At 44.3% G+C, this 24,041-nt stretch carries 18 protein-coding genes, 15 tRNA genes, 2 rRNA genes and 2 pseudogenes; 24 read left to right on the plus strand and 13 right to left on the minus strand.

Going from position 1 to position 24,041, the window contains the following annotated elements:
• The first annotated feature begins 34 nt into the window (after positions 1–34).
• The 23 genes and pseudogenes from NST29_RS03495 (at position 35) to fosB (ending at position 13,128) form a co-directional block, all read left to right on the plus strand.
• Positions 35–1,592: ribosomal RNA gene (locus NST29_RS03495) — 16S ribosomal RNA — on the plus strand.
• A gap of 356 nt (positions 1,593–1,948) precedes the next feature.
• Positions 1,949–4,876 (plus strand): 23S ribosomal RNA (locus NST29_RS03500).
• Together the 16S and 23S rRNA genes with 15 tRNA genes alongside form the textbook arrangement of a ribosomal RNA operon.
• 292 nt (positions 4,877–5,168) lie before the next feature.
• A tRNA-Asn gene (locus tag NST29_RS03505) sits at positions 5,169–5,243 on the plus strand.
• Between the two features lie 4 nt (positions 5,244–5,247).
• Positions 5,248–5,338: transfer RNA gene (locus NST29_RS03510), tRNA-Ser, on the plus strand.
• 14 nt (positions 5,339–5,352) lie between these two features.
• Positions 5,353–5,424 (plus strand) — tRNA-Glu (locus tag NST29_RS03515).
• 9 nt (positions 5,425–5,433) lie between these two features.
• Positions 5,434–5,509: transfer RNA gene (locus NST29_RS03520), tRNA-Val, on the plus strand.
• A 49-nt stretch (positions 5,510–5,558) separates the two neighbouring features.
• A tRNA-Met gene (locus NST29_RS03525) sits at positions 5,559–5,635 on the plus strand.
• Positions 5,636–5,639: 4 nt separating this feature from the next.
• Positions 5,640–5,715, plus strand: a tRNA-Asp gene (locus NST29_RS03530).
• A 162-nt stretch (positions 5,716–5,877) separates the two neighbouring features.
• Positions 5,878–5,953, plus strand: a tRNA-Phe gene (locus tag NST29_RS03535).
• A gap of 44 nt (positions 5,954–5,997) precedes the next feature.
• Positions 5,998–6,073: transfer RNA gene (locus NST29_RS03540), tRNA-Thr, on the plus strand.
• A 5-nt stretch (positions 6,074–6,078) separates the two neighbouring features.
• A tRNA-Tyr gene (locus NST29_RS03545) sits at positions 6,079–6,163 on the plus strand.
• A 9-nt stretch (positions 6,164–6,172) separates the two neighbouring features.
• Positions 6,173–6,246 (plus strand) — tRNA-Trp (locus NST29_RS03550).
• An 11-nt stretch (positions 6,247–6,257) separates the two neighbouring features.
• Positions 6,258–6,330: transfer RNA gene (locus NST29_RS03555), tRNA-His, on the plus strand.
• A 15-nt stretch (positions 6,331–6,345) separates the two neighbouring features.
• Positions 6,346–6,420 (plus strand) — tRNA-Gln (locus NST29_RS03560).
• Positions 6,421–6,425: 5 nt separating this feature from the next.
• Positions 6,426–6,497: transfer RNA gene (locus NST29_RS03565), tRNA-Gly, on the plus strand.
• Positions 6,498–6,506: 9 nt separating this feature from the next.
• A tRNA-Cys gene (locus tag NST29_RS03570) sits at positions 6,507–6,577 on the plus strand.
• A gap of 63 nt (positions 6,578–6,640) precedes the next feature.
• Positions 6,641–6,728: transfer RNA gene (locus tag NST29_RS03575), tRNA-Leu, on the plus strand.
• A 180-nt stretch (positions 6,729–6,908) separates the two neighbouring features.
• Positions 6,909–7,073 carry a hypothetical protein gene (locus tag NST29_RS03580; RefSeq protein WP_339232716.1) on the plus strand — a complete coding sequence of 55 codons (165 nt, stop codon included), beginning with the start codon at positions 6,909–6,911 and terminating at the stop codon, positions 7,071–7,073.
• Positions 7,074–7,177: 104 nt separating this feature from the next.
• Positions 7,178–8,347, plus strand: coding sequence for an IS256 family transposase (locus tag NST29_RS03585; RefSeq protein ID WP_014194791.1), 1,170 nt, complete (start codon positions 7,178–7,180; stop codon positions 8,345–8,347).
• A gap of 871 nt (positions 8,348–9,218) precedes the next feature.
• The gene (locus NST29_RS03590; protein ID WP_339232717.1) at positions 9,219–10,364 is read left to right on the plus strand and encodes an IS701 family transposase; all 1,146 of its coding nucleotides are present in this window, start codon (positions 9,219–9,221) and stop codon (positions 10,362–10,364) included.
• A 451-nt stretch (positions 10,365–10,815) separates the two neighbouring features.
• Positions 10,816–11,106, plus strand: a pseudogene (locus NST29_RS03595) (DUF6444 domain-containing protein); the annotation flags it as partial.
• A 92-nt stretch (positions 11,107–11,198) separates the two neighbouring features.
• The gene (locus NST29_RS03600) at positions 11,199–12,647 is read left to right on the plus strand and encodes an IS66 family transposase (RefSeq protein WP_339232718.1); all 1,449 of its coding nucleotides are present in this window, start codon (positions 11,199–11,201) and stop codon (positions 12,645–12,647) included.
• A 19-nt stretch (positions 12,648–12,666) separates the two neighbouring features.
• Positions 12,667–13,128 (plus strand): metallothiol transferase FosB, encoded by a 462-nt coding sequence (gene fosB, locus NST29_RS03605; protein ID WP_051985106.1) that lies wholly within the window; start codon positions 12,667–12,669, stop codon positions 13,126–13,128.
• Positions 13,129–13,333: 205 nt separating this feature from the next.
• On the opposite strand, the gene NST29_RS03610 is transcribed toward fosB, so the two are convergent.
• From NST29_RS03610 to NST29_RS03660, 11 genes are all read right to left on the minus strand, one after another.
• Complete coding sequence (locus NST29_RS03610) at positions 13,334–14,338, minus strand: tyrosine-type recombinase/integrase (RefSeq protein ID WP_324699334.1); 1,005 nt, start codon at positions 14,336–14,338, stop codon at positions 13,334–13,336.
• 344 nt (positions 14,339–14,682) lie between these two features.
• Positions 14,683–15,441 (minus strand): hypothetical protein, encoded by a 759-nt coding sequence (locus NST29_RS03615; protein WP_339232719.1) that lies wholly within the window; start codon positions 15,439–15,441, stop codon positions 14,683–14,685.
• Positions 15,442–15,628: 187 nt separating this feature from the next.
• Positions 15,629–15,859 (minus strand): hypothetical protein, encoded by a 231-nt coding sequence (locus NST29_RS03620; protein WP_339232720.1) that lies wholly within the window; start codon positions 15,857–15,859, stop codon positions 15,629–15,631.
• Positions 15,856–16,077 carry a hypothetical protein gene (locus NST29_RS03625; RefSeq protein ID WP_339232721.1) on the minus strand — a complete coding sequence of 74 codons (222 nt, stop codon included), beginning with the start codon at positions 16,075–16,077 and terminating at the stop codon, positions 15,856–15,858. Before NST29_RS03625 ends, NST29_RS03620 begins: the two co-directional genes overlap by 4 nt.
• A gap of 93 nt (positions 16,078–16,170) precedes the next feature.
• Positions 16,171–16,494: a hypothetical protein gene (locus tag NST29_RS03630; RefSeq protein WP_339232723.1), complete on the minus strand. Its 324-nt coding sequence runs from the start codon at positions 16,492–16,494 to the stop codon at positions 16,171–16,173.
• A 14-nt stretch (positions 16,495–16,508) separates the two neighbouring features.
• Entirely contained in the window at positions 16,509–17,102 is a 594-nt protein-coding gene (locus NST29_RS03635) for a hypothetical protein (protein ID WP_339232724.1), read from the minus strand.
• Entirely contained in the window at positions 17,092–17,289 is a 198-nt protein-coding gene (locus tag NST29_RS03640; RefSeq protein ID WP_339232725.1) for a helix-turn-helix domain-containing protein, read from the minus strand. The genes NST29_RS03635 and NST29_RS03640 overlap by 11 nt, the downstream gene beginning before the upstream one ends.
• 119 nt (positions 17,290–17,408) lie before the next feature.
• Positions 17,409–17,564, minus strand: coding sequence for a hypothetical protein (locus NST29_RS03645; protein WP_339232726.1), 156 nt, complete (start codon positions 17,562–17,564; stop codon positions 17,409–17,411).
• Positions 17,565–17,588: 24 nt separating this feature from the next.
• The gene (locus NST29_RS03650; RefSeq protein ID WP_164875877.1) at positions 17,589–18,323 is read right to left on the minus strand and encodes an endonuclease/exonuclease/phosphatase family protein; all 735 of its coding nucleotides are present in this window, start codon (positions 18,321–18,323) and stop codon (positions 17,589–17,591) included.
• Positions 18,324–18,425: 102 nt separating this feature from the next.
• Positions 18,426–19,229: a tyrosine-type recombinase/integrase gene (locus NST29_RS03655; protein WP_339232728.1), complete on the minus strand. Its 804-nt coding sequence runs from the start codon at positions 19,227–19,229 to the stop codon at positions 18,426–18,428.
• Between the two features lie 168 nt (positions 19,230–19,397).
• Positions 19,398–20,567 carry an IS256 family transposase gene (locus NST29_RS03660; protein WP_014194791.1) on the minus strand — a complete coding sequence of 390 codons (1,170 nt, stop codon included), beginning with the start codon at positions 20,565–20,567 and terminating at the stop codon, positions 19,398–19,400.
• 167 nt (positions 20,568–20,734) lie between these two features.
• Between NST29_RS03660 and NST29_RS03665 the strand changes: the two genes are divergently transcribed.
• Entirely contained in the window at positions 20,735–22,567 is a 1,833-nt protein-coding gene (locus tag NST29_RS03665) for a DUF262 domain-containing protein (RefSeq protein WP_324699560.1), read from the plus strand.
• A 406-nt stretch (positions 22,568–22,973) separates the two neighbouring features.
• On the opposite strand, the gene NST29_RS03670 is transcribed toward NST29_RS03665, so the two are convergent.
• Together NST29_RS03670 and NST29_RS03675 are read right to left on the minus strand one after the other, a co-directional pair.
• Positions 22,974–23,444: an IS630 family transposase gene (locus NST29_RS03670; RefSeq protein ID WP_081917034.1), complete on the minus strand. Its 471-nt coding sequence runs from the start codon at positions 23,442–23,444 to the stop codon at positions 22,974–22,976.
• Positions 23,431–23,994: pseudogene (locus NST29_RS03675) on the minus strand (winged helix-turn-helix domain-containing protein). The gene NST29_RS03670 and the pseudogene NST29_RS03675 overlap by 14 nt, the downstream one beginning before the upstream one ends.
• Positions 23,995–24,041: the final 47 nt, after the last annotated feature.

The raw sequence follows: 24,041 nt of genomic DNA on the forward strand, positions 1-24,041 counted from the left end.
GTCGGCGCCGAAGCTTACAAAGCCAATCCACTTTCTTTTGGAGAGTTTGATCCTGGCTCAGGACGAACGCTGGCGGCGTGCCTAATACATGCAAGTCGAGCGGACCGAATCGGAGCTTGCTCTGGTTGGGTCAGCGGCGGACGGGTGAGTAACACGTGGGCAACCTGCCCGCAAGACCGGGATAACTCCGGGAAACCGGAGCTAATACCGGATAACACCGAAGACCGCATGGTCTTTGGTTGAAAGGCGGCCTTTGGCTGTCACTTGCGGATGGGCCCGCGGCGCATTAGCTAGTTGGTGAGGTAACGGCTCACCAAGGCGACGATGCGTAGCCGGCCTGAGAGGGTGACCGGCCACACTGGGACTGAGACACGGCCCAGACTCCTACGGGAGGCAGCAGTAGGGAATCTTCCGCAATGGGCGAAAGCCTGACGGAGCGACGCCGCGTGAGCGAAGAAGGCCTTCGGGTCGTAAAGCTCTGTTGTGAGGGACGAAGGAGCGCCGTTTGAACAAGGCGGCGCGGTGACGGTACCTCACGAGAAAGCCCCGGCTAACTACGTGCCAGCAGCCGCGGTAATACGTAGGGGGCGAGCGTTGTCCGGAATTATTGGGCGTAAAGCGCGCGCAGGCGGCTTCTTAAGTCTGATGTGAAAGCCCACGGCTCAACCGTGGAGGGTCATTGGAAACTGGGGAGCTTGAGTGCAGGAGAGGGGAGCGGAATTCCACGTGTAGCGGTGAAATGCGTAGAGATGTGGAGGAACACCAGTGGCGAAGGCGGCTCTCTGGCCTGTAACTGACGCTGAGGCGCGAAAGCGTGGGGAGCAAACAGGATTAGATACCCTGGTAGTCCACGCCGTAAACGATGAGTGCTAAGTGTTAGAGGGGTCACACCCTTTAGTGCTGCAGCTAACGCGATAAGCACTCCGCCTGGGGAGTACGGCCGCAAGGCTGAAACTCAAAGGAATTGACGGGGGCCCGCACAAGCGGTGGAGCATGTGGTTTAATTCGAAGCAACGCGAAGAACCTTACCAGGTCTTGACATCCCCTGACAACCCAAGAGATTGGGCGTTCCCCCTTCGGGGGGACAGGGTGACAGGTGGTGCATGGTTGTCGTCAGCTCGTGTCGTGAGATGTTGGGTTAAGTCCCGCAACGAGCGCAACCCTCGCCTCTCGTTGCCAGCATTCAGTTGGGCACTCTAGAGGGACTGCCGGCGACAAGTCGGAGGAAGGTGGGGATGACGTCAAATCATCATGCCCCTTATGACCTGGGCTACACACGTGCTACAATGGGCGGTACAAAGGGCAGCGAACCCGCGAGGGGGAGCGAATCCCAAAAAGCCGCTCTCAGTTCGGATTGCAGGCTGCAACTCGCCTGCATGAAGCCGGAATCGCTAGTAATCGCGGATCAGCATGCCGCGGTGAATACGTTCCCGGGCCTTGTACACACCGCCCGTCACACCACGAGAGCTTGCAACACCCGAAGTCGGTGCGGTAACCCTGACGGGAGCCAGCCGCCGAAGGTGGGGCAAGTGATTGGGGTGAAGTCGTAACAAGGTAGCCGTACCGGAAGGTGCGGCTGGATCACCTCCTTTCTAAGGGGAAAAACGAAGGCCGCCCGCCTATCGGCGAAACGCGCTGGAGGGCCTGCGAGGAGGCTATGCCGCCGCAGCAGGACCGAAGCGTCGCGAGCCGATGGCGGTCGGAGCTAGACAATACGAAAAGCGAAGGTCGCTAATGGCCAATCATTCACCAATCGCGCTTTCGTTTCGTTCAGTTTTGAAGGAATGAGAATTCCTTCCACTGCTTCGTTTGCGTCTGCGTCTACAAGTGAATCCAGAGAAGCTAGATTCCTCGACGCAAACCAGCGAAGAAGCAAGCTCAATGGAGCGACTTCGTTCCTTGAAAACTAGATAACCGATACACAAAAGGAAGAAGCCGAGACGCTGTAGGTTAAGCTAGAAAGGGCGCACGGTGGATGCCTTGGCACTAGGAGCCGATGAAGGACGGGGCAAACGCCGAAACGCTCCGGGGAGCTGTAAGCAAGCGTCGATCCGGAGATGTCCGAATGGGGGAACCCACTGTCCGTAATGGGGCAGTATCCATGCCTGAATCCATAGGGCATGGAGGGCACACCCGGGGAACTGAAACATCTTAGTACCCGGAGGAGAAGAAAGCAAACGCGATTCCCTGAGTAGCGGCGAGCGAAACGGGAACAGCCCAAACCAAGAGGCGAGTCCTCTTGGGGTTGTAGGACCGCTCATAGGGGAGTGAGAAAGGAACGGGGTAGACGAACCGGTCTGGAACGGCCGGCCAGAGAAGGTGAGAGCCCTGTAGTCGAAACTTCGTTCCCTCCCGAGCGGCTCCTGAGTACGGCGGGACACGGGAAATCCCGTCGGAAGCAGGGAGGACCATCTCCCAAGGCTAAATACTCCCTAGTGACCGATAGTGAACCAGTACCGTGAGGGAAAGGTGAAAAGCACCCCGGAAGGGGAGTGAAAGAGAACCTGAAACCGTGTGCCTACAAGTAGTCAGAGCCCGTTCATGGGTGATGGCGTGCCTTTTGTAGAATGAACCGGCGAGTGACGATGGCGTGCGAGGTTAAGCCGGGAAGGCGGAGCCGCAGCGAAAGCGAGTCTGAACAGGGCGTGAAGTACGTCGTCGTCGACCCGAAACCAGGTGATCTACCCATGTCCAGGGTGAAGGCCGGGTAACACCGGCTGGAGGCCCGAACCCACGCACGTTGAAAAGTGCGGGGATGAGGTGTGGGTAGGGGTGAAATGCCAATCGAACTTGGAGATAGCTGGTTCTCCCCGAAATAGCTTTCGGGCTAGCCTCGGGTGTAAGAGTCTTGGAGGTAGAGCACTGATTGGGCTAGGGGCCCTCATCGGGTTACCGAACCCAGTCAAACTCCGAATGCCAACGACTTATGCCCGGGAGTCAGACTGCGAGTGATAAGATCCGTGGTCGAGAGGGAAACAGCCCAGATCGCCAGCTAAGGCCCCCAAGTGCACGTTCAGTGGAAAAGGATGTGGAGTTGCGAAGACAACCAGGATGTTGGCTTAGAAGCAGCCACCATTTAAAGAGTGCGTAATAGCTCACTGGTCGAGTGACTCTGCGCCGAAAATGTACCGGGGCTAAACGTGCCGCCGAAGCTGCGGGATGACCGTTGGTCATCGGTAGGGGAGCGTTCTAAGGGCAGAGAAGCCAGACCGGAAGGACTGGTGGAGCGCTTAGAAGTGAGAATGCCGGTATGAGTAGCGAAAACAGAGGTGAGAATCCTCTGCGCCGAAAGCCTAAGGGTTCCTGAGGAAGGTTCGTCCGCTCAGGGTTAGTCGGGACCTAAGCCGAGGCCGAAAGGCGTAGGTGATGGGCAACAGGTGGAGATTCCTGTACCACCTCCTTCCCGTTGGAGCGATGGGGGGACGCAGGAGGATAGGGCGAGCAGGCGGCTGGAAGAGCCTGTCCAAGCAGTGAGGCTGGCCAGTAGGCAAATCCGCTGGCCGGAAGGCCAAGCTGTGATGGCGACGGAGTCATCCGGAAGTCCCCGATTTCACACTGCCAAGAAAAGCCTCTAGCGAGGGAAGAGGTGCCCGTACCGCAAACCGACACAGGTAGGCGAGGAGAGAATCCTAAGGCGCGCGGGAGAACTCTCGTTAAGGAACTCGGCAAAATGACCCCGTAACTTCGGGAGAAGGGGTGCTCTTTCGGGTGAAGAGCCTGGAAGAGCCGCAGTGAAAAGGCCCAAGCGACTGTTTATCAAAAACACAGGTCTCTGCGAAGCCGAAAGGCGACGTATAGGGGCTGACACCTGCCCGGTGCTGGAAGGTTAAGGGGAGCGCTGAGCGGAAGCGAAGGTGCGAACCGAAGCCCCAGTAAACGGCGGCCGTAACTATAACGGTCCTAAGGTAGCGAAATTCCTTGTCGGGTAAGTTCCGACCCGCACGAAAGGTGTAACGACTTGGGCGCTGTCTCAACGAGAGACCCGGTGAAATTATACTACCTGTGAAGATGCAGGTTTCCCGCGACAGGACGGAAAGACCCCGTGGAGCTTTACTGCAGCCTGATATGGAATTTTGGTATCGCTTGTACAGGATAGGTGGGAGCCTGAGAAGCCGGAGCGCCAGCTTCGGTGGAGGCGCCGGTGGGATACCACCCTGGCGGTATTGAAATTCTAACCCGCACCCCTTAGCGGGGTGGGAGACAGTGTCAGGTGGGCAGTTTGACTGGGGCGGTCGCCTCCCAAAAGGTAACGGAGGCGCCCAAAGGTTCCCTCAGAATGGTTGGAAATCATTCGGAGAGTGCAAAGGCACAAGGGAGCTTGACTGCGAGACGGACAGGTCGAGCAGGGACGAAAGTCGGGCTTAGTGATCCGGTGGTTCCGCATGGAAGGGCCATCGCTCAACGGATAAAAGCTACCCCGGGGATAACAGGCTGATCTCCCCCAAGAGTCCACATCGACGGGGAGGTTTGGCACCTCGATGTCGGCTCATCGCATCCTGGGGCTGTAGTCGGTCCCAAGGGTTGGGCTGTTCGCCCATTAAAGCGGTACGCGAGCTGGGTTCAGAACGTCGTGAGACAGTTCGGTCCCTATCCGTCGCGGGCGTAGGAAATTTGCGAGGAGCTGTCCTTAGTACGAGAGGACCGGGATGGACGCACCGCTGGTGTACCAGTTGTCCCGCCAGGGGCACCGCTGGGTAGCTATGTGCGGACGGGATAAGCGCTGAAAGCATCTAAGCGTGAAGCCCCCCTCAAGATGAGATTTCCCATCGCGTTAGGCGAGTAAGATCCCTCGAAGATGACGAGGTCGATAGGTCCGAGGTGGAAGCGTGGCGACACGTGGAGCTGACGGATACTAATCGATCGAGGGCTTAACCTAAAGGGAAAAGCGCAGGCCGCCCGCTGATCGGCGAAACGCGCTGGAGGGCCTGCGAGGAGGCTATGCCGCCACAGCAGGACCGAAGCGTCGCGAGCCGATGGCGGCCGGAGCTAGACAGTACGAAGCGCGGCTTCTTCCGACGGTTATCTAGTTTTGAAGGAATGAAAAAGGCCTTGACAGCTCATCACGAATCATTATAATAATAAATGTCTAAAGCGATATCTCTCAGTAATGGCTCAGCGATGGGCAGTTACGTGGTCAAATCACACTTTGATAAGGATATTATTATGATTCCGCAGTAGCTCAGTGGTAGAGCAATCGGCTGTTAACCGATTGGTCGCAGGTTCGAATCCTGCCTGCGGAGCCATCGTGGAGAGCTGTCCGAGTGGTCGAAGGAGCACGATTGGAAATCGTGTAGGCGTGAATAGCGCCTCAAGGGTTCGAATCCCTTGCTCTCCGCCATTATCCATCAGCATGGCCCGTTGGTCAAGTGGTTAAGACACCGCCCTTTCACGGCGGTAACACGGGTTCGAATCCCGTACGGGTCACTTCTTCGGGGAGGATTAGCTCAGCTGGGAGAGCACTTGCCTTACAAGCAAGGGGTCGGCGGTTCGATCCCGTCATCCTCCACCACTTTAAAACATACAAAACAAAGTTCATCGCCTTATTGAAATTCTATCGTCGCGGGGTGGAGCAGTCCGGTAGCTCGTCGGGCTCATAACCCGAAGGTCGCAGGTTCAAATCCTGCCCCCGCAACCAATAAGGTCCCGTAGTGTAGTGGTTAACATGCCTGCCTGTCACGCAGGAGATCGCGGGTTCGAGTCCCGTCGGGACCGCCATCTTTAATTAGGTAAAGTAAGGATAAGGCAGTTCAGTCGGTAGAGACGAGCATCAGCATAATCGGGTTTGCTGCGAGTTGCCTCGACGCATCGAGCATCTTTGAATCAGCTGGTAGAGGGAGAGGCATAGAGCAATCAACGAGCGAGTTAAAAATAACATACGGCTCGGTAGCTCAGTCGGTAGAGCAAAGGACTGAAAATCCTTGTGTCGGCGGTTCGATTCCGTCCCGAGCCACCATGAAATATTAAGAATGAACCTGTTCATTTTTTGATCTGTATTATGCCGACTTAGCTCAATTGGTAGAGCAACTGAATCGTAATCAGTAGGTTGCGGGTTCAAGTCCTGCAGTCGGCACCATTCTTGGAGGGGTAGCGAAGTGGCTAAACGCGGCGGACTGTAAATCCGCTCCCTTTGGGTTCGGCGGTTCGAATCCGTCCCCCTCCACCATTTAAACAAAGGGGCATAGTTTAATGGTAGAACAGAGGTCTCCAAAACCTCCGGTGTGGGTTCGATTCCTACTGCCCCTGCCACTCTTATCATGGCGACTATGGCGAAGTGGTTAACGCACCAGATTGTGGCTCTGGCATGCGTGGGTTCGATTCCCACTAGTCGCCCTTGAAAAATGGCATTGGGGTATAGCCAAGCGGTAAGGCAACGGACTTTGACTCCGTGATGCGTTGGTTCGAATCCAGCTACCCCAGCCAATGTTGCGGAAGTAGTTCAGCGGTAGAACACCACCTTGCCAAGGTGGGGGTCGCGGGTTCGAGTCCCGTCTTCCGCTTTTGACTAGGGCGGCATAGCCAAGTGGTAAGGCAGAGGTCTGCAAAACCTTTACCCCCGGTTCGAATCCGGGTGCCGCCTTCATCTAATGAATAAATTTTTATTGACAAACAAAAGTTAAGAAGATATAATGGTAGATGTCGCGCCGATGTGGCGGAACTGGCAGACGCGCACGACTCAAAATCGTGTGGGGTAGCCCCCCGTGTGGGTTCGACTCCCACCATCGGCACCATACATAACCAAAAGCCTTTAAAGCCAATGCTTTGAGCAATTCAGAGCATTGGCTTTTTTGTTTTTTAGCGTGCTAAAGCCAAAGCCTAATCGTGTGGACAAAAAAGATAGCATTTCCACCGTACTATTAAATACCTTTGGGATTATGTTTATTTGGATAATCTTAAAGGGAGGTATTAAATTGGCAAAAGTACGGGTTATGCAAAGAGCAGGATTAGAAGAAAAAACTTTGAAGGAATTGTACGATGATTTTCAGTTAGACAACAGAGTGAAAAACTTATCGGAAATGACAATCCGCTTTTATGAACAAAATTTAGTTCATTTCTTTCGATTTATGGAGGGATGATGTATAAAATTTTGTGTAAAGCATTTTACTAGATCAAAAGAAAAAAGGTAGGGTATTCTCTGATTTGGACAAAAACACATTCCAGAGAAAGGAGTACCCTACCTATGTCTAAAAGAAATATACCGAATGTCGACTGGGCAAATCAACTGGAAAGCGTCATTCGTCAGTTTGTGAAGGAAAAATTAGAGCTGATTATGCGGGAAGAAATCAAACATTTCCTCGAAATCGAACAGGCTGGAACGCCGAATATGAGAAACGGCTACTATCAGCGAAATCTAGATACGCAATATGGCCGGATTGAGGGTCTTTTGGTTCCAAGAGACCGAAACGGGGAATTTCAAACACAGTTGTTTGCCCCTTATCAACGCCACACCGGCTGGCTGGAGGAAGCCATCATTAGGATGTATCAAAGTGGCATGAGTACACGGGAAATTGGCAAGTTTATCGAACGAATTCTAGGAAATGCTTATTCTCCAGCGACGATCAGCCGGATTACCGATGTCGTGAAGGAAGACATCGAGAAATGGCACAATCGTCCTCTACATCAGCGTTATTCGGTCTTATATTTGGATGGTTTATACGTAAAACTTCGTCGCGAAACCGTGGAGAAAGAAGTCATTTATGTGGTGTTAGGGGTGAACGAAGAAGGATATCGCGAAATTCTTGATTTCTTTGTGGGAGGACAAGAAAGTGCCTATGTATGGCAAGAAATTCTTCAAAACCTCTACCAAAGAGGCGTCAAGGAAGTGCTTCTGGGCGTATTCGATGGTCTTCCGGGGCTGGAGGAAGCTTTTCGCTCGGTTTATCCGAAAGCCGATGTGCAGCGTTGTGTCGTTCACAAAGTACGTAATACCTTACATCGTGTTCGGAAAAAAGATCAATTTGAAGTGGCAGAGGATCTCAAACTGATTTATCGCGCCCCGAATAAGAAGATAGCGTTACAGATGTTTCAACAGTTTGAGTCGAAATGGTCCAGCAAATATCCAAGAGAAGTTCAATCTTGGGCCAATGAGTTGGATGTCCTCCTTACATTTATGGATTATCCAAGCAGTATTCGAAGTGTGATTTACACGACGAATGCCATCGAACGAACGATCAAGGAGATTCGGAAACGCCTAAAGCCGATGAACAGTTTGAGCAGTTTAGAAGCCGCTGAAAAAGTCGTGTATTTGACCATTCAAGATTTTAATGAGAAATGGGCAGGGCGAAAGTTACGAGGATTTGCCGAAGCGCATGAAGCCCTTCAACGAATGTTTGAAGAACGCTACAATTAACCAAATATTGTAAATAAACAAATAAGCAAAGAAAGGGGATTTCCTCTGTCCACACAGGAGACTGAATATTCAGTCTCCTGTGTGGAGAAAATCAGTCCCCTATCAATTCAAATCCATTTCAGAGAAACCCTACCCCATTTACATTACACAAAATTCTTGACGGTACCGATTCCATTTGCCCAATATGATTCCTTATTCAAGAAATTAAATATTACATCCATATCCAAGTAACTTTTTTCAGTCGAAATTGAAAATTCATCTCTTTTCCATAAAGTTGGAATATGGTTCACTTTTACCACCACTTTCCTTTTTAAAACAATTTTATCATATGAAGATATTTTCAGAAAAATCATTTTTTATGTAAAATTGATATTGACCGAGAACAGAGCCTATTAATTAAGGAGGCCTATTAAATTACCAAGGGGGATGAAATATGTACACAGAAGAGAAATTTTTGGACTTTTTAATTAAAGCAAAAAAAGCAACTTATGCATCACACACAAGGAGACAATGCGTCTGTAACGCCTTTGTTAGAATGTTCACGTCAATTGGAGTTCCAAGAATATCATTTTTTATATCGTGATGTATATTTTGGGATGAGTTATTTTGCAGGCCAAGAAGTTGTCTACTATCAGGGGAATCCGATTTGGTCTATGTGTTATTCAGGCGGTGTGGATAAAGAATTTGAGATTGAATTTGTAAAAGAAGTTTACTGTAGATGAGCAAATTTGCTAACATAAATTGACAGCTAAACAAAAAAGGAGACATGAACCCAGCTCCTTGAGTAAAATAGATGTGCTCAAACTACCCACAAGGAGGTTCATGTCTCATGAATCGATGAGCACATCATCAAGGAATCCACAAGTTTTTCATGACGCTGGGATTGGCGCTTTATTTCTCGAAACCGGTCATCAAGCATCTCGTTCATATTGTGGATGCCTTGACTACCAAGGGATTTTCGGGAACATTGACCGATGTCCATCACTGGAGTTTTCATCCCAATCATCGAACCACGCTCAGCCATTTTTTCACGAAAAGCCCTTGGGATGAAGAGACGTTGCTTCGCAAACTCCAGCAATGGATCCTTCATCGCATCCAGCGAATCGCCAAACAGGAGAATCAACCCCTTTTTGTTTCGATTGATGATACGATTTGCCAAAAAACGAAGCCTTCGTCACGGGCTGCCCGCGCCATTCAAGGGTGTGATTGGCACTACTCGCACAAAGATCATCAATCCGTTTGGGGGCATTCGCTCGTTTGGCGGATGGTGCATACTTTCTCGCAAGCGTTCCCGTTCGCCTTTCGTCTGTATGACAAGACGGCGGGAAGAAGCAAGATCGACCTAGCGATCGAGATGCTTTCCTCGCTCAAGGGGAAACGGGCTCAGCCGGTGTATGTGCTCATGGATTCGTGGTATCCGTCCCAAGCGCTCATCGAAGCCTGCCTGAAACAAGGATTCCATGTCATCGCCATGCTCAAGACGAACCGGATTCTCTATCCGAAAGGTATCGCCATCCAAGCGAAGAAGTTCGCCCGCTATATCGAGCCCAACGACACCCACCTCGTCACGGTGGGGAAGGAGCGTTACCGCGTGTATCGCTACGAGGGAGCGATCCATGGCCTCGATGACGCGGTGGTGCTGCTGGCTTGGAAGGCGGATGAACCGATGACGCCAGATCATCTCCATGTCGTCTTGAGCACCGACCGGGAGCTAGGCGATGAAGAGATCTTGCGTTATTATGCCCAGCGCTGGACGATCGAATGCTTTTTCCGGCAGGCCAAAGACCAGCTGAAGCTCGATGGGTACCGTGTTCGTCACATTCGGGCGGTGAAACGGTATTGGGCCGTGGTGCTGTTCGCCTGCGTATACAGCATCGCCGAATCTCAGCAAGACCTCTCTTCCGGCCTGGAGCTTCTTCGGTCTCGGAAAGGGCACAGCGTCGTCGAGTTCATCTACGATGCCGCGAAGCAAGATATTCCCATTGATGTGATCAAAAAACAGCTCCATGTCGCCTAAGGGGTCCCCTGTTTGTCTCTTAGGGCATGGAAATTATTGTAATGAAAGATGCTCATCTACAGAAGTTTACTCTTTTTTAAGAAAAGCGATGAGAAATGTTAGTGCGGATAATCCGTTTCGTGGACCTAAAGAATTTGTTGAGGGAGATTATATTTATAGAGATAGCAATAAGGGAGAATTAGGTAAGTTCGTAGGAAAAGAGACGATATCCTTTGCCAACGAAGTTGTATATAGTCTTCACTACTCTGGTGGATTTATTAAATAAAAACAAGGTCAGTTTTTCCTGTTTCACTAAACGAAAAAATCCCCTGTTTTTAATTAAAATCTCTGTTAAAGAATGTGGTTGATTTGTAACTATTCAGCCGTTACATAGAAAAAGTTTACGAACTCTGGTTGATTCTCGCTCCCCTTGTCTATACTAGTACCATCCAAGACAAGGGAGGTGAACATGATGGCAAACGTTGTTTTTGATTTCCAACAAGCGGTCTTTACACTCGAAAGCATGGTCGCAAAAATCGAGTATCAAGCACAAATGATGAAAAAACTCATTCGAGAAAACGAGCAACTACGTCAAGAAAACCAACAATTGAAAGCACGTATCGCAGAGTTAGAAGCCCGTACAAAAAAAAACAGTACCAACAGCCATTTACCGCCGTCCTCTGACCGGTTTGTGGCGAAATCTCCTTCTCGCCAAACGTCGGGGAAACAGCCGGGCGGGCAGCCGGGACACCAAGGAACGACGCGTAACTATTCAGCCACATGATCAAGTGAGTTGAATAGTTTTTGTATTTCTTGTCTATGATATAAATACTCATAGACAAGGAGGTGAATCACATGTTGACGGTACAACAAGCTGTATTTACAATGGAGAGCCTCATGGGCAAAATCCAACAACAAAACCAGTTCATTCATCAGCTCATCCAAGAAAATGAACAGTTGCGTCAGAAAAACAAACACTTGAGCAAAGAAAATGAACGACTCAGAGGTCGCATTCAAGAGCTGGAAGCACGCACGAAAAAAAACAGCTCCAATAGCCATTTGCCCCCATCCTCTGACCGTTTTGCCCGCCCTCGTTCTTCACGTAAGCCATCTGGCAAAAAGCCAGGCGGACAAGAAGGACATCGTGGAACGACGCTCCGTCAAGTGGAACATCCCCATCATCGTGTCGCCCATCGTGTGAACAGGTGTCAAGGATGTGGGGCTTCTTTGTGTGAAGTCCAACCTTTCAAAGTCGATGTCCGTCAAGTGTTCGATCTCCCTCCTGCGGCGATCGAAGTCACCCAACACGAGCGTGAGGTGAAATCGTGTCCGCATTGCCAATGTGTCCAACAAGCCCCGTTCCCACCACATGTAACGAATCATGTGCAATATGGCCCACGACTCATTGCGCTCGTTGTTTATTTGCACCAGATTCAATTGATCCCTTACAAGCGTTTAAGTGAGATGATCGAAGCGTTATATCAGCACTCGATCAGCACAGGGACTCTCGCCAATATGGTGAAACGAGGACACGAAGCGCTGGAACCCAACCTGGACATCATCGAAGACGCTTTGCTGGATTCCAATATCTTGCATGTCGATGAAACGAGTTTGCGCATCGAAGGGAAACGGGCATGGGTTCCTGTCGCGTGCACATCGAAATATACGTACGTGGCTCCTCACGCTTCCCGTGGAAAGAAAGCGACCGATGATATCGGGATTCTTCCACGATATAAAGGGACGATGATGCATGATGCGTTCGGTACGTACCCGAACTACACGGAAGCCACCCATGCCCTTTGTCACGCCCATCATTTGCGTGATCTGAAGAACTTCATCGAACAAGGGCAGACATGGGCCATGCGCATGACCACCTTTCTGTTCGCCGCCAAACAGGCGGTCGAAGCCCATCACGGTGCACTCCCGAACGAAGAAGCGAAACGATGGGAGCGTGTGTATGATCGCATCTTAGCGAAAGCACAGCGCCGATTGGAAACGATGACGCCCCTCCCAAAAAAGGCACTTGCCTTTGTTCGACGGCTTCAAAAACGAAAGGAAGAAGCGCTTCGTTTCTTGCGAGAAGCTCATGTTCCCTTTGACAACAACCAAGCAGAACGGGATCTTCGTATGGTCAAAGTGAAAGAGAACATCTCGGGCACGTTTCGTGATGAAACATTCGCCCAGTCTTTTTGTATCGCAAGAAGCATTGTTTCCACACTCACGAAACACGAAAAAAACGTGTGGAATTCGTTGTGTCGTCTGTTGAAAGGCGAAACACTCGATGATATTCTTTCTGCTACTTAGGGCGTTTTCTATAACAGAAATGCCCTATTTGTGCTGGGTTTCTTTACATACTACTATCGGGGTGAATAGTTACATTAATCATTTGACTTTCTCTGTATCTGATTTGGAGAAATCAATTCATTTTTACCAAAACGTGTTCGGTGCAAAGCTATTAGTCAAAGGCAGAAATTTGGCTTACTTTGATTTAAATGGGATTTGGTTAGCTTTAAATGTTCAACGAGATATTCCTCGAAACGAAATCCAGCATTCATACACTCATATAGCTTTCTCTGTAAAGGAAGAAGACTTTGATAGTGTAGTTCAAAAATTGAAAGAGTTGGGTGTCAATATTCTTCCAGGTAGAGAAAGAGATGAAAGAGACAAACGTTCAGTTTATTTTACAGACCCTGATGGACATAAATTCGAATTTCATACAGGCACTTTGAATGACCGATTATCTTATTACAAAAGTGAAATGCACCATATGCAATTTTTTGATTAAAATAACAACTTGCGAATTCTTAAAATGTAAGGATTTTTTTCATGCTTCTATCACAAAATTCGAATATCCTAAAAATGCTAAATACATTGAAGAAAAATATAAAAGGTAAGCAAATATTAAACATGACTATATGTGCTTACCTTTATTTTTATAAGTCCATAAGCCACATTTTTATTCTAAAATATAAAATGCGAAATACTACAAATTATTTGAATAAGCTATTTATCGGACTAAATTTCGCATGCCCTTGCTGAACCTCGTTGCTGAAAAGATTTACATACACTTTTGTCATTTCCAATGACGTATGTCCCAGTATTGCCTGTAATTGAAATGCATTTGCCCCATTTAACACACATAATTTAGCAAATGTATGGCGAAACGTATGTGGGGAACAGCGAACGTTCTTGATTCCTGCCTTTTTCCCATACTCTTTAATTCTGTCCTGTACTTGCTTTTTGCTGAGTGGCGTATCGTCACGGGTAATAAATAAATAATCAGTATCCACACTCCCTCTAACAGCTATATATTTTTTCAACTGATTAATCATTTTATCTTGAATAGGAACAAAACGTTCGAAGCCACCTTTTGTGTTTCGAATGCGGATGACTTTTTGTTCCCAAATGATATCCGTTGTTTTTATACTTACTAATTCATTTACTCGAACTCCCGTTTCCAACAGCAACATCATAATCGTATAATCCCTTAAACCTACAAACGTGCGAAGGTTGCATGCTTTAAATAACGCCTTTATCTGCTGGTTATCAAATGTTTCTACAATCCTTTTTCTATCCTTCAGCAATTTGATGTCTTTCATCGGATTGCTTTTTATGAGATTTCGTCCTTCCAAAAAGTTAAAAAACGCCCTCATGGCTCGCAAACGGGAATTGATACTGACTGTCTTAAGACCTTTTTCTCTCATGTACATAATGACATTTCGCTTAATGGTTTCTCCTGTCCATTCACTTACACGTAATTCGATTTCTTGCTCTTTCAGCAATTTTATAAATGCGTTTAACTCGCTGCGATAATATTTAATCGTATGTTCCCTTAAATTCCTCAATTCGCAATCCTCAATAAATATCTCTAACAATTCCTCAAATGTGTATTCAATTTCTCCAATGTCGTCAGATATTAACAACAACTCTTCACGACTCAGCTCTCCTCTTCTTCCTCTCTTGCTCTTTCTCTGCAATTCTCTCTCATTTTCCATTTTTCCCACTTTCCATTTCACCTCACCGAACACGATTGTACGCACACGATTTTCTTTTCTCGAATCGTATTCGGTAAATAAAAAAACAAGGGATTCCACTTACGTGAAACCCCTTGTCCCTAAAGCCTTTTCCCTATTTTCGATGCCGATGGTGGGAGTCGAACCCACACGGGGGGCTACCCCACACGATTTTGAGTCGTGCCGCCTAATATCATAACATCAAAGCCTTGTCACTAAAGCATTTCCGCCCTTGTGTGCCAATGCTTTGCCTGCAATTGTCCACACGATTATTAAATACCTTCCTATATAATAATAATCGTATGGACAACAACCGTCAATCTCTATTAAAAAACTAAATCACTCAATTCATCATCTATATTTATTTCCGTTTCTCTTTTAATATTTGTACTAAGCGTTATAATATTTATTTGAGGATAGTAATAATTTTCTGTATGAATATGGTTATGACCTAACACTTTTTTAAATGATGTTACTTTTAACAACCCTGCCTTTTTTAGCTGTTTATGGAGGTTTCGTATTGTTTTTGTAGTTACTCCTAACGTATCAGCTAAATATTTCTCATTCGCAAATGAATATCCTTTGTTTTCTGCCAAGATACAATGCAAAATCCATAATAACTTGTGTCTTGGCTTTATTTTTATCACGCCTTCATCGTATGGAACTTCTCGTATGTTTAGAATATCTCTTGGAACTTCGATAAACCCACCTTCACAATTCTTATATGTTTCAGTAAGGCGATAGTACAAATCATGCCTTCCAATTAAGCCAAGACCCTCTAATTCGTCATAATCGTAGTATTCGCCTGTAACTTCTTCTATCTCGTCAATATAATCCCATTTGCTTATAGGTACTAATAGCCCACTATCTACCAATTCTTCCAAAAATGGATTAAGTGTATTATCGGCTATCCCTGTCATTTGACTTATATCGTATCGGCTTGTATGCACAAGAATATAGTCAAGGTCTTTTTGTTCAATGTCTGCATTGTTGCTCAATAATTGGAGATAAATGAGAAGGGAGTTCGGCTTTAGCTTCCTTGCATATTTCATAATTAGACTTTTAGGTACTAAAAAATTACTCATGTCGCCCCTCCATTCACTCTCACTTTTTTTCCTCTATATTAACGATTCAAATTAACATATACATTAGAATATATAAATATATGGTTATTAGAATCGTTTATATAAGGGAAAAAAAATGAGTCCACTTTCCAAAAAAATCATTAGATATGAAAGAGTATAGGGGAAGTGTTTCATTATTCTTCCCCTGTTACTCCTCCTCTGTGAAGGTTTCATTAATCTTGGCGATTAACTCCCTCTCTAACGTATTGAGCCTTTCTAATTCCGCTGTTAAAGTGTCATCATCTATTTCTAACTGAAGTTTATACACTTCGGCTAGCTTTTGGATTAAAAGCCTTTGCTCGTCTGTAAGCTGTTGCTGTTTGCTTTCTTGTAGTCTCCGCTGTGCTAATTCGATTAGTTTTCTTGTCCGGCTATTCATTGTTTCCCCTCCTGTTCTAATAAAGCGGATAAGCGTTCCATTTCTTGTATCTCCTTTTCTTTTAATTCTCCGTATATGCTCTGCTGGATACTGTTTAAAATGCCCTTCATGGTTTCCGCTTTTTTTCTGTCAATTTCATCTTGTTCGACCAAATAATATAGGTGTGTTAATTCTCTCCTAATGTCTGCCGATGTTCTAAAATGCTTTTTCCGTTTCACTTTATCCCCTCCCCTCTATCTGCTCAAATGCTTGTCATATAAGGATTAAAAGCCTTTATTTTTCTGAAATAAAAAGGTAGGTACCTATTGTACCTACCTTCTAATAAATCGCTCTAATTCAGCTATTTTGCTTGCATAATCGACTTGATTAGGTTCTTCCTTAATCTCCTCTATATTGGCTTGTAAATGCCCTAAATCCTGCCCTTTCTCCCATATTGGTGGTTTAATGCCTTTAGAAACAAAGACTCGTATATAAGCCCTGAACGCCTTTATAGTGTTGCTATCGGAAGTCTTATAGACTCCGTTACGAAACTGTATACCTGCATTATGCTCTTTAATATCGTCTATGAAATAGCCTATATTCTGATGTCTAATGAAGAGATAAGGATTTTCTGAATAAAAGGTTACAGTCTCCATTTTCTTTCCTCCCATTAGTCAATTAAATCTAGCTCTTTAAGCTGTCGTTTAATTTTTTCCCGCTTTAACTCCTCAATCAATTCTTTATTATCTTCTCGGAATTTTTGCTTTAAGTATTCTAACTGTTGTTGCCGTTCTCGGAGTTCGAATAATTCCCTTTGCATTTCTAACACTTTCGGGTGTTGTAGAATAGCATCTAGCTTTTTGTTGTATTCATCTTGCAATAGCAAGTGTCTTATGCTTCCATGCTGTACGCCTTTGCGGAATAGTTTTTGCTGTTCGGCTTCAAATTCCTGCTTAATCTTCTCCGTTTCCTGTTCAACCATATCAGTAATTTGCTTCTCAATTTTTTCTTTTTTCGGTTCAATCTCTCGGAGTTCCTTCACTACCTTTTCAATGTCAATGTTTTGTAACTCCTCTTCAAAGGCTCTTTGTCGCTGTTCCTTATAATACATTCCGGTTTTTAACTTAATCATTTCAGCGACATTTCCTTTAGCTTGTGCCTGTTGATAAAATTCCCTCTCCTGCTCATTCATAATGTAAGAAGTTCTCTTTGCTCGGTTTCCGAACTTTTCATTCAACATTTCCAACACTTGATTATTTCTCATGATTGTTTTCCCCCTTATTCATTGTCTTTTGCAGTATAAATTCATTTAATTGTTCTTGTGTTATTCTCCACTGATTGCCTACTCGCAAAGCTTCCAAATCCCCTCGCTTAATCCAATTAATAACGGTTGCCGATGTTATTTTTAGTTTTTCTGCAATCTCTTTTGGAGTATAGATAGTGCTAGCCATGCTTCTTCCCCCCTTAAATTCGTAAAATATATAAAATGCTTCAATGTATTAGTCAATAAATAACGATTTTTTATCACTAAAAATGAAAAAAAATAGGATAGCTTGTCGCTACCCCTGTACTAATCCTGCTCGTTCTTCTGCTTTGGGAGATGGATAATAATTTCTCCCTCTTCTTTGTAAGTAAATTTGTCGCTCATGATTGGTCTTTCTCTTTTTATTCGTTTCATTTCCTCTTCAACACGTTTTCGAAACTCTTCAAACTCCTTTTTATCCATAAAAACCCCCTCAATACTACCCACTTATTGCATTATTAACTCTACTACTAAAATAGAGTGGTCTGAATAATTTTTAATTCTCTCCCTATGTGAATGATAACTCACTAAAAGATTTTCTTTGAGTAAAGGAGAAATAAAAGCATAGTCAATTCTAAATCCATTTTGGACGTTACTGTACCAACTATAATCTTTTACACCTTTGTTAAATTCTCTCCAACTATCTATCCAACCAAGTTTTAATAATTCCTGCAAATAATCGCTATATTTGATTGCTGTGCCTTCACAATCCTCATTTAAGCATGAATTAAAATCGCCAATGATTATGCACCTATTATGTAAGTTTGATTTAGCGTAGGAAATTGCTTTTTCCCAATGATTTTTTTTATCATTTTTTTCGTTAATATTGGGAATATGAATCCCTAATACATACATATCAAATGCAGGGATATAAACTTCATTCCATCTATGTAAAGCCTCTGGGAGTTCATCGGAATTTAAGTTTCTTTTTTCAATTGGTAGTTTAGACATAATTAAAATTCCATTCTCATTCTTTGGGGGATTTGATGATTGAGCATAAGTCCAACCATTCTTTTTTAATGTGGAAATAATTAGATTACCATTTTCATTTTCTCGGTATTCAGTCAAAACAATAACATCGGTATCATGGAAAATTAATGATGATATTATGTTATTAATTTCAGTCTTTTTGCCCCCATGACGTAAATTCCAAGTCAAAAAAGTAACTTTTTTTCGAAACACATATTTCCCCTCCCCTTTTATTGTTCAACGAAATTTTAACATATAATTCAGACTATTAAATTTTTAATTTGAAAGGGCACTACAATTAAGTAGTGCCCCTCCTTAATTCCTTCTTCCTCTTCTCATTCTTGGATTTTCTGTAAACTTGGCTAAAATGCTATGCTTGTCAAAGTCCTCTTTTAAATCTGTTCCGTACAAATTAACATAGTTCAACGTAACATCTAACGTAGAGTGTCCTAACAAGCGTTGTAGCTTAAAAGCGTCCCCTCCACTTGTTATATAGTGCTTGGCGAATGTATGTCTAAACGCATGAATAGAAGTTTTTTCAACCCCTCTTTTCTTGTTATATCGTGCTATGGCGTGTTGCATGGAGTTCCTTGTCATTTGTTCGCCTAACTCATTAACAAACAAATAATCATCTTTTTTTAGCCCATACATTCTAATGTATTCCTTTAAGATTTTGACTAAATTCTCGCTTATCGGATTGTATTGCGCCTTCCTATTTTTTGTTGTCGTCAATACCACCATTCCATTTTCTAAATCAATATCCCCAACTTTAAGGTTAAGGACTGTATTAAGCCTGTTACCTGTTTCTAAAAGATAGTTAACCAATACCCAATTTCTATGCTCTACAAAGCCACATTCCCTCAAATTCGGCTTTTTAATTAGCTTTTTAATTTCTTCCTCTGTGTATGGCTCTTTTTGCTGTTTATCGGCTTTAATAAGGTTAATCTCGAATTTGACTAAATAATTTTCCCTCATAGCAAAGTAAAGGAATGCCCTCGTAGCTCTCATGTACGTATTAATGGTGGTCGCCTTTAGCCCTTTCTTTTTGAGCCATATAATGAACTTATCAATATGCTTTTTCTCAATCTCCCTAACGTACTTAATCCCTATTTCCTCCATAGGTACCGTCAAGAATTTTGTGTAATGTAAATGGGGTAGGGTTTCTCTGAAATGGATTTGAATTGATAGGGGACTGATTTTCTCCACACAGGAGACTGAATATTCAGTCTCCTGTGTGGACAGAGGAAATCCCCTTTCTTTGCTTATTTGTTTATTTACAATATTTGGTTAATTGTAGCGTTCTTCAAACATTCGTTGAAGGGCTTCATGCGCTTCGGCAAATCCTCGTAACTTTCGCCCTGCCCATTTCTCATTAAAATCTTGAATGGTCAAATACACGACTTTTTCAGCGGCTTCTAAACTGCTCAAACTGTTCATCGGCTTTAGGCGTTTCCGAATCTCCTTGATCGTTCGTTCGATGGCATTCGTCGTGTAAATCACACTTCGAATACTGCTTGGATAATCCATAAATGTAAGGAGGACATCCAACTCATTGGCCCAAGATTGAACTTCTCTTGGATATTTGCTGGACCATTTCGACTCAAACTGTTGAAACATCTGTAACGCTATCTTCTTATTCGGGGCGCGATAAATCAGTTTGAGATCCTCTGCCACTTCAAATTGATCTTTTTTCCGAACACGATGTAAGGTATTACGTACTTTGTGAACGACACAACGCTGCACATCGGCTTTCGGATAAACCGAGCGAAAAGCTTCCTCCAGCCCCGGAAGACCATCGAATACGCCCAGAAGCACTTCCTTGACGCCTCTTTGGTAGAGGTTTTGAAGAATTTCTTGCCATACATAGGCACTTTCTTGTCCTCCCACAAAGAAATCAAGAATTTCGCGATATCCTTCTTCGTTCACCCCTAACACCACATAAATGACTTCTTTCTCCACGGTTTCGCGACGAAGTTTTACGTATAAACCATCCAAATATAAGACCGAATAACGCTGATGTAGAGGACGATTGTGCCATTTCTCGATGTCTTCCTTCACGACATCGGTAATCCGGCTGATCGTCGCTGGAGAATAAGCATTTCCTAGAATTCGTTCGATAAACTTGCCAATTTCCCGTGTACTCATGCCACTTTGATACATCCTAATGATGGCTTCCTCCAGCCAGCCGGTGTGGCGTTGATAAGGGGCAAACAACTGTGTTTGAAATTCCCCGTTTCGGTCTCTTGGAACCAAAAGACCCTCAATCCGGCCATATTGCGTATCTAGATTTCGCTGATAGTAGCCGTTTCTCATATTCGGCGTTCCAGCCTGTTCGATTTCGAGGAAATGTTTGATTTCTTCCCGCATAATCAGCTCTAATTTTTCCTTCACAAACTGACGAATGACGCTTTCCAGTTGATTTGCCCAGTCGACATTCGGTATATTTCTTTTAGACATAGGTAGGGTACTCCTTTCTCTGGAATGTGTTTTTGTCCAAATCAGAGAATACCCTACCTTTTTTCTTTTGATCTAGTAAAATGCTTTACACAAAATTTTATACATCATCATTTCAAACATTACAGGAACTGCGATTTTAATGCGTTTTATAAAAAGGGGAGATTTATATGAATAAGATAACTGGAAATGCAGTGATTGTTCGAACGCTTTTTAATAATCGTTATACCGTTCAATATTACCAAAGGGAATACAACTGGGGACGAAAACAGATTGAGGAATTAATAGAAGATTTAACAAATGAATTCTTTGAGTTTTATCAAGTGGGAGATTCTCAAAGGGATGTAATGAGATATGGGAATTATTTCTTAGGACCCATTATTTTGACAAATGATAATGCGATTATTGATGGTCAACAACGTCTCTCGTCTATAACACTGTTGCTTATCTATCTAAATAATTTGCAAAAAAATTCCACTTATTCAAAAGTAAACATTGATAACTTGATTTATTCTGAAATGTATGGGCAGAAAACTTTTTGTATTAATGTCCCAGAAAGGGAACCCTGTTTGGAAGGCTTATTCGATAATGGAGATTATGACATAACCAATGAAACATCAGAGAGCGTTATCAATTTATATAATCGCTATAAGGATATTGAAGAAATTTTTCCGGATGAGTTAAAAGGTGAAGCTCTTCCGGTCTTTATTGAGTGGTTGATAGACAATGTTGTTTTTATTGAGATAAGAACGGATTCAGAACAAGATGCTCATAAAGTGTTTGTCACTATGAATGATAGAGGATTAAGGCTTACTCCTACAGAAATGCTTAAAGGGTATCTACTATCTGAAATCGATGATGATAATACGCGAAACAAAGCAAACGACTTATGGAAAGCAAAAGTATTGAAATTAAAAGAAATTGAAAAAGACGGAGATGCTGACTTTATTAAAAACTGGCTAAGAGCACAGTATGCAGAATCTATAAGAGAAGGGAAAAGAGATGCGGAGAACAAGGATTTTGAGATAATCGGTACAACCTTTCATAAATGGGTTAGGGAAAATAAATCCATTATGCAATTAAATAAAAGTTCGGATTTTGAGAGGTTTGTATTAAAAGATTTCAATACTTTTTCGGATCTATATATTCGTTTAAAACAATACTCCAGTTCATTCGATAAAGAGTATGAATATGTGTTTTATAATGCTGATAGGGGCTTTACATTACAGTATCAGATTATTCTTGCCTCCATTGCACCAAGCGATACAATGGACATTATCAATAAAAAGATAAAACTTGTTTCTTGCTTTATTGACCAATTTATTGCAGTGCGTGTGTTTAACTTTAAGACAGTCGATTATTCGTCTATCCGATATACTGTATTTAATATTACTAAGAAAATTAGAAGAAAAAGTGTCAATGAACTTGTGTCTATCTTGAAGGATTATATAAAGGCAATGGAATATACTTTAGAAGGTATAGATGGTTTTTATTTGAATCAGTTTACAAGAAGGTATATGTTACATATTCTGTCGAGAATGACATACTATCTGGAACAGAATTGTGGGATTAACAGTAGTTTCGCAAATTATGTTAATCGTCAGCAGAAGAATCCATATGAAATCGAGCATATTTGGGCAGACGATTATACACAAGGAAATCATCAAGTAGATTTTGCAACGGAAGAGGAATTTAAAAACTTTAGAAATAAATTTGGAGGTCTTTTAATACTACCAAGGGATAAAAACAGAAGCTTACAAGATATGGAATATACTAAGAAAGTCGTTAAATATGATAGTGAAAATTTATTGGCAAGAACGTTGAATGTAAACTGTTACAGGAATAATCCATCGTTTTTGAGATTCATACAAAATGCCAATCTCCCTTTTCAACCTTATGCCCAATTCACTAAAGCCGAGTTGATAGAAAGGCAGAAACTATATAAAGAAATCTGTAAGAAAATATGGAGTTTAGATTTATTGGAGGAAATTTCAAATTCATAGTTTTTAAGGATCTTCACCACAAGTTGTACTTAATATATTGACATGGAACGCAGCTGGACATCATCGAGAAACTTTGTAATATCGCCGGTTTCGTCCTAGCGACTATCGCCTTCCTAGAAAGCCGGTGAAAAACCGCAGTCACACCCCGATCGGCGGCATTTTCATTCAGAAGAGAAAGCGGATTCTGCAAGGTTTTTCTAATTGAGAAATGAGCGGAATCAGTCGTTTTTGCACTAAATCACCAGCCTCCTAGAAGGACGAAACCAAAAGAAAAAGCGACGCTCCAAAAAGAAGCGCCGCAAGTAAATCCAAACGGAAGCCCGACCTTCGGGAAGGGCTTCTGTATAAAACATATTATCATCTCCCGACATGTATGTCAAAAAAAGTAGCTTGGATGGCAAATATCTTATTGGTGTTTGTTGCCGCGCGCTTTTCGTGTAATGGCTTGAGTGATATCGTTTCGATCGTTGTGAAACACATTGGCGATGACGGTGTCTTTCCGCCATTTCCACAAGCGTTCGATCGGATTCCGTTGCGGAGAATACGGAGGAAGGGAAATGAAGTGAAAACACGGTCCTTCTTCCCGCAAACACTCTCTCACCATTTTGGCATGATGAATTCGGGCGTTATCCAGCACCAAGACGATGAGCCGATCCGGGTAACGCTCTTTGAGAACTCGCAGGAAATCCAAAAACGTTGTCGCATTGGCCGCCCCTGCTGGATGAAGAACCGTTTCGTCATCATGGACGTTAACCGCGCCAAACAGCGATACGTGGGCATGATGGCCGAACGTCGGTACTTGCTTTTGATGGCCAACCTCCGACCATGTCGTACGCAGTACATGATACGACCGGATAGGCGTTTCATCGATGTACAACAGGACGGAATCCGGACCGATTAATTTTTTTTATCAGATCCATTTGTCTCTCGAAGTTTTTTTGCCGGTCCGGGTCTCCTTTTGCCAACGTGTAGGTCGGCCGGGTCCAAGAAAGCCCTTTTCGATGCAAGAGTTTTCGCAAGGCTTCGCGGGAAATGGAGATGCCATAACGGTGGTGCACATAGGATTGAAGGATCTTCGTATTCCACGCCGAAGCGATGTCCCAGCCCAGCTCCGCAGGGGTCGTGGTCAACACGAGTTGTTTGACCTCTTCCTGTTGTTCTTCGGTGAGAAACGGCTCCCGCAAAGGGGCAACATCCCGATGAAGCAGGAGTTCAAGACCGCCTTCGTTAAACAGCGACACATAATGGGAAACGGTTTGGCGGCACACATTGACCATGGAAGCAACCTCTTTGCCCAACTATCCTTCCATGACTAGGCGGACAGCCATCACGCGTTGGCGGAGCTGAGCGTTTTTGATTTTCCGTTCCTGCTTGCGGAGTTTCCGGGGCGTCCATCCGTGATGGTCGGTGATTTTGAGACGTTTCATGCCGAATTCCGCTCCTTTCCCATGCTTTTCCTTAGGAGCAGTATCAC

The sequence above is a fragment of the Geobacillus sp. FSL W8-0026 genome (assembly GCF_037966255.1).
Taxonomy (GTDB): Bacteria; Bacillota; Bacilli; order Bacillales; family Anoxybacillaceae; genus Geobacillus; species Geobacillus icigianus.

What these genes read in the sequence shown, in the direction of transcription:
- NST29_RS03585 (WP_014194791.1), top strand. Translation starts at nt 7,178, where the DNA reads ATGTCTAAAAGAAATATACCGAATGTCGACTGGGCAAATCAACTGGAA.
- NST29_RS03590 (WP_339232717.1), top strand. Translation starts at nt 9,219, where the DNA reads ATGACGCTGGGATTGGCGCTTTATTTCTCGAAACCGGTCATCAAGCAT.
- NST29_RS03600 (WP_339232718.1), top strand. Translation starts at nt 11,199, where the DNA reads ATGTTGACGGTACAACAAGCTGTATTTACAATGGAGAGCCTCATGGGC.
- fosB (WP_051985106.1), top strand. Translation starts at nt 12,667, where the DNA reads ATGCCCTATTTGTGCTGGGTTTCTTTACATACTACTATCGGGGTGAAT.
- NST29_RS03610 (WP_324699334.1), bottom strand. Translation starts at nt 14,338, where the DNA reads ATGGAAAATGAGAGAGAATTGCAGAGAAAGAGCAAGAGAGGAAGAAGA.
- NST29_RS03615 (WP_339232719.1), bottom strand. Translation starts at nt 15,441, where the DNA reads ATGAGTAATTTTTTAGTACCTAAAAGTCTAATTATGAAATATGCAAGG.
- NST29_RS03620 (WP_339232720.1), bottom strand. Translation starts at nt 15,859, where the DNA reads ATGAATAGCCGGACAAGAAAACTAATCGAATTAGCACAGCGGAGACTA.
- NST29_RS03630 (WP_339232723.1), bottom strand. Translation starts at nt 16,494, where the DNA reads ATGGAGACTGTAACCTTTTATTCAGAAAATCCTTATCTCTTCATTAGA.
- NST29_RS03635 (WP_339232724.1), bottom strand. Translation starts at nt 17,102, where the DNA reads ATGAGAAATAATCAAGTGTTGGAAATGTTGAATGAAAAGTTCGGAAAC.
- NST29_RS03640 (WP_339232725.1), bottom strand. Translation starts at nt 17,289, where the DNA reads ATGGCTAGCACTATCTATACTCCAAAAGAGATTGCAGAAAAACTAAAA.
- NST29_RS03645 (WP_339232726.1), bottom strand. Translation starts at nt 17,564, where the DNA reads ATGGATAAAAAGGAGTTTGAAGAGTTTCGAAAACGTGTTGAAGAGGAA.
- NST29_RS03655 (WP_339232728.1), bottom strand. Translation starts at nt 19,229, where the DNA reads ATGGAGGAAATAGGGATTAAGTACGTTAGGGAGATTGAGAAAAAGCAT.
- NST29_RS03660 (WP_014194791.1), bottom strand. Translation starts at nt 20,567, where the DNA reads ATGTCTAAAAGAAATATACCGAATGTCGACTGGGCAAATCAACTGGAA.
- NST29_RS03665 (WP_324699560.1), top strand. Translation starts at nt 20,735, where the DNA reads ATGAATAAGATAACTGGAAATGCAGTGATTGTTCGAACGCTTTTTAAT.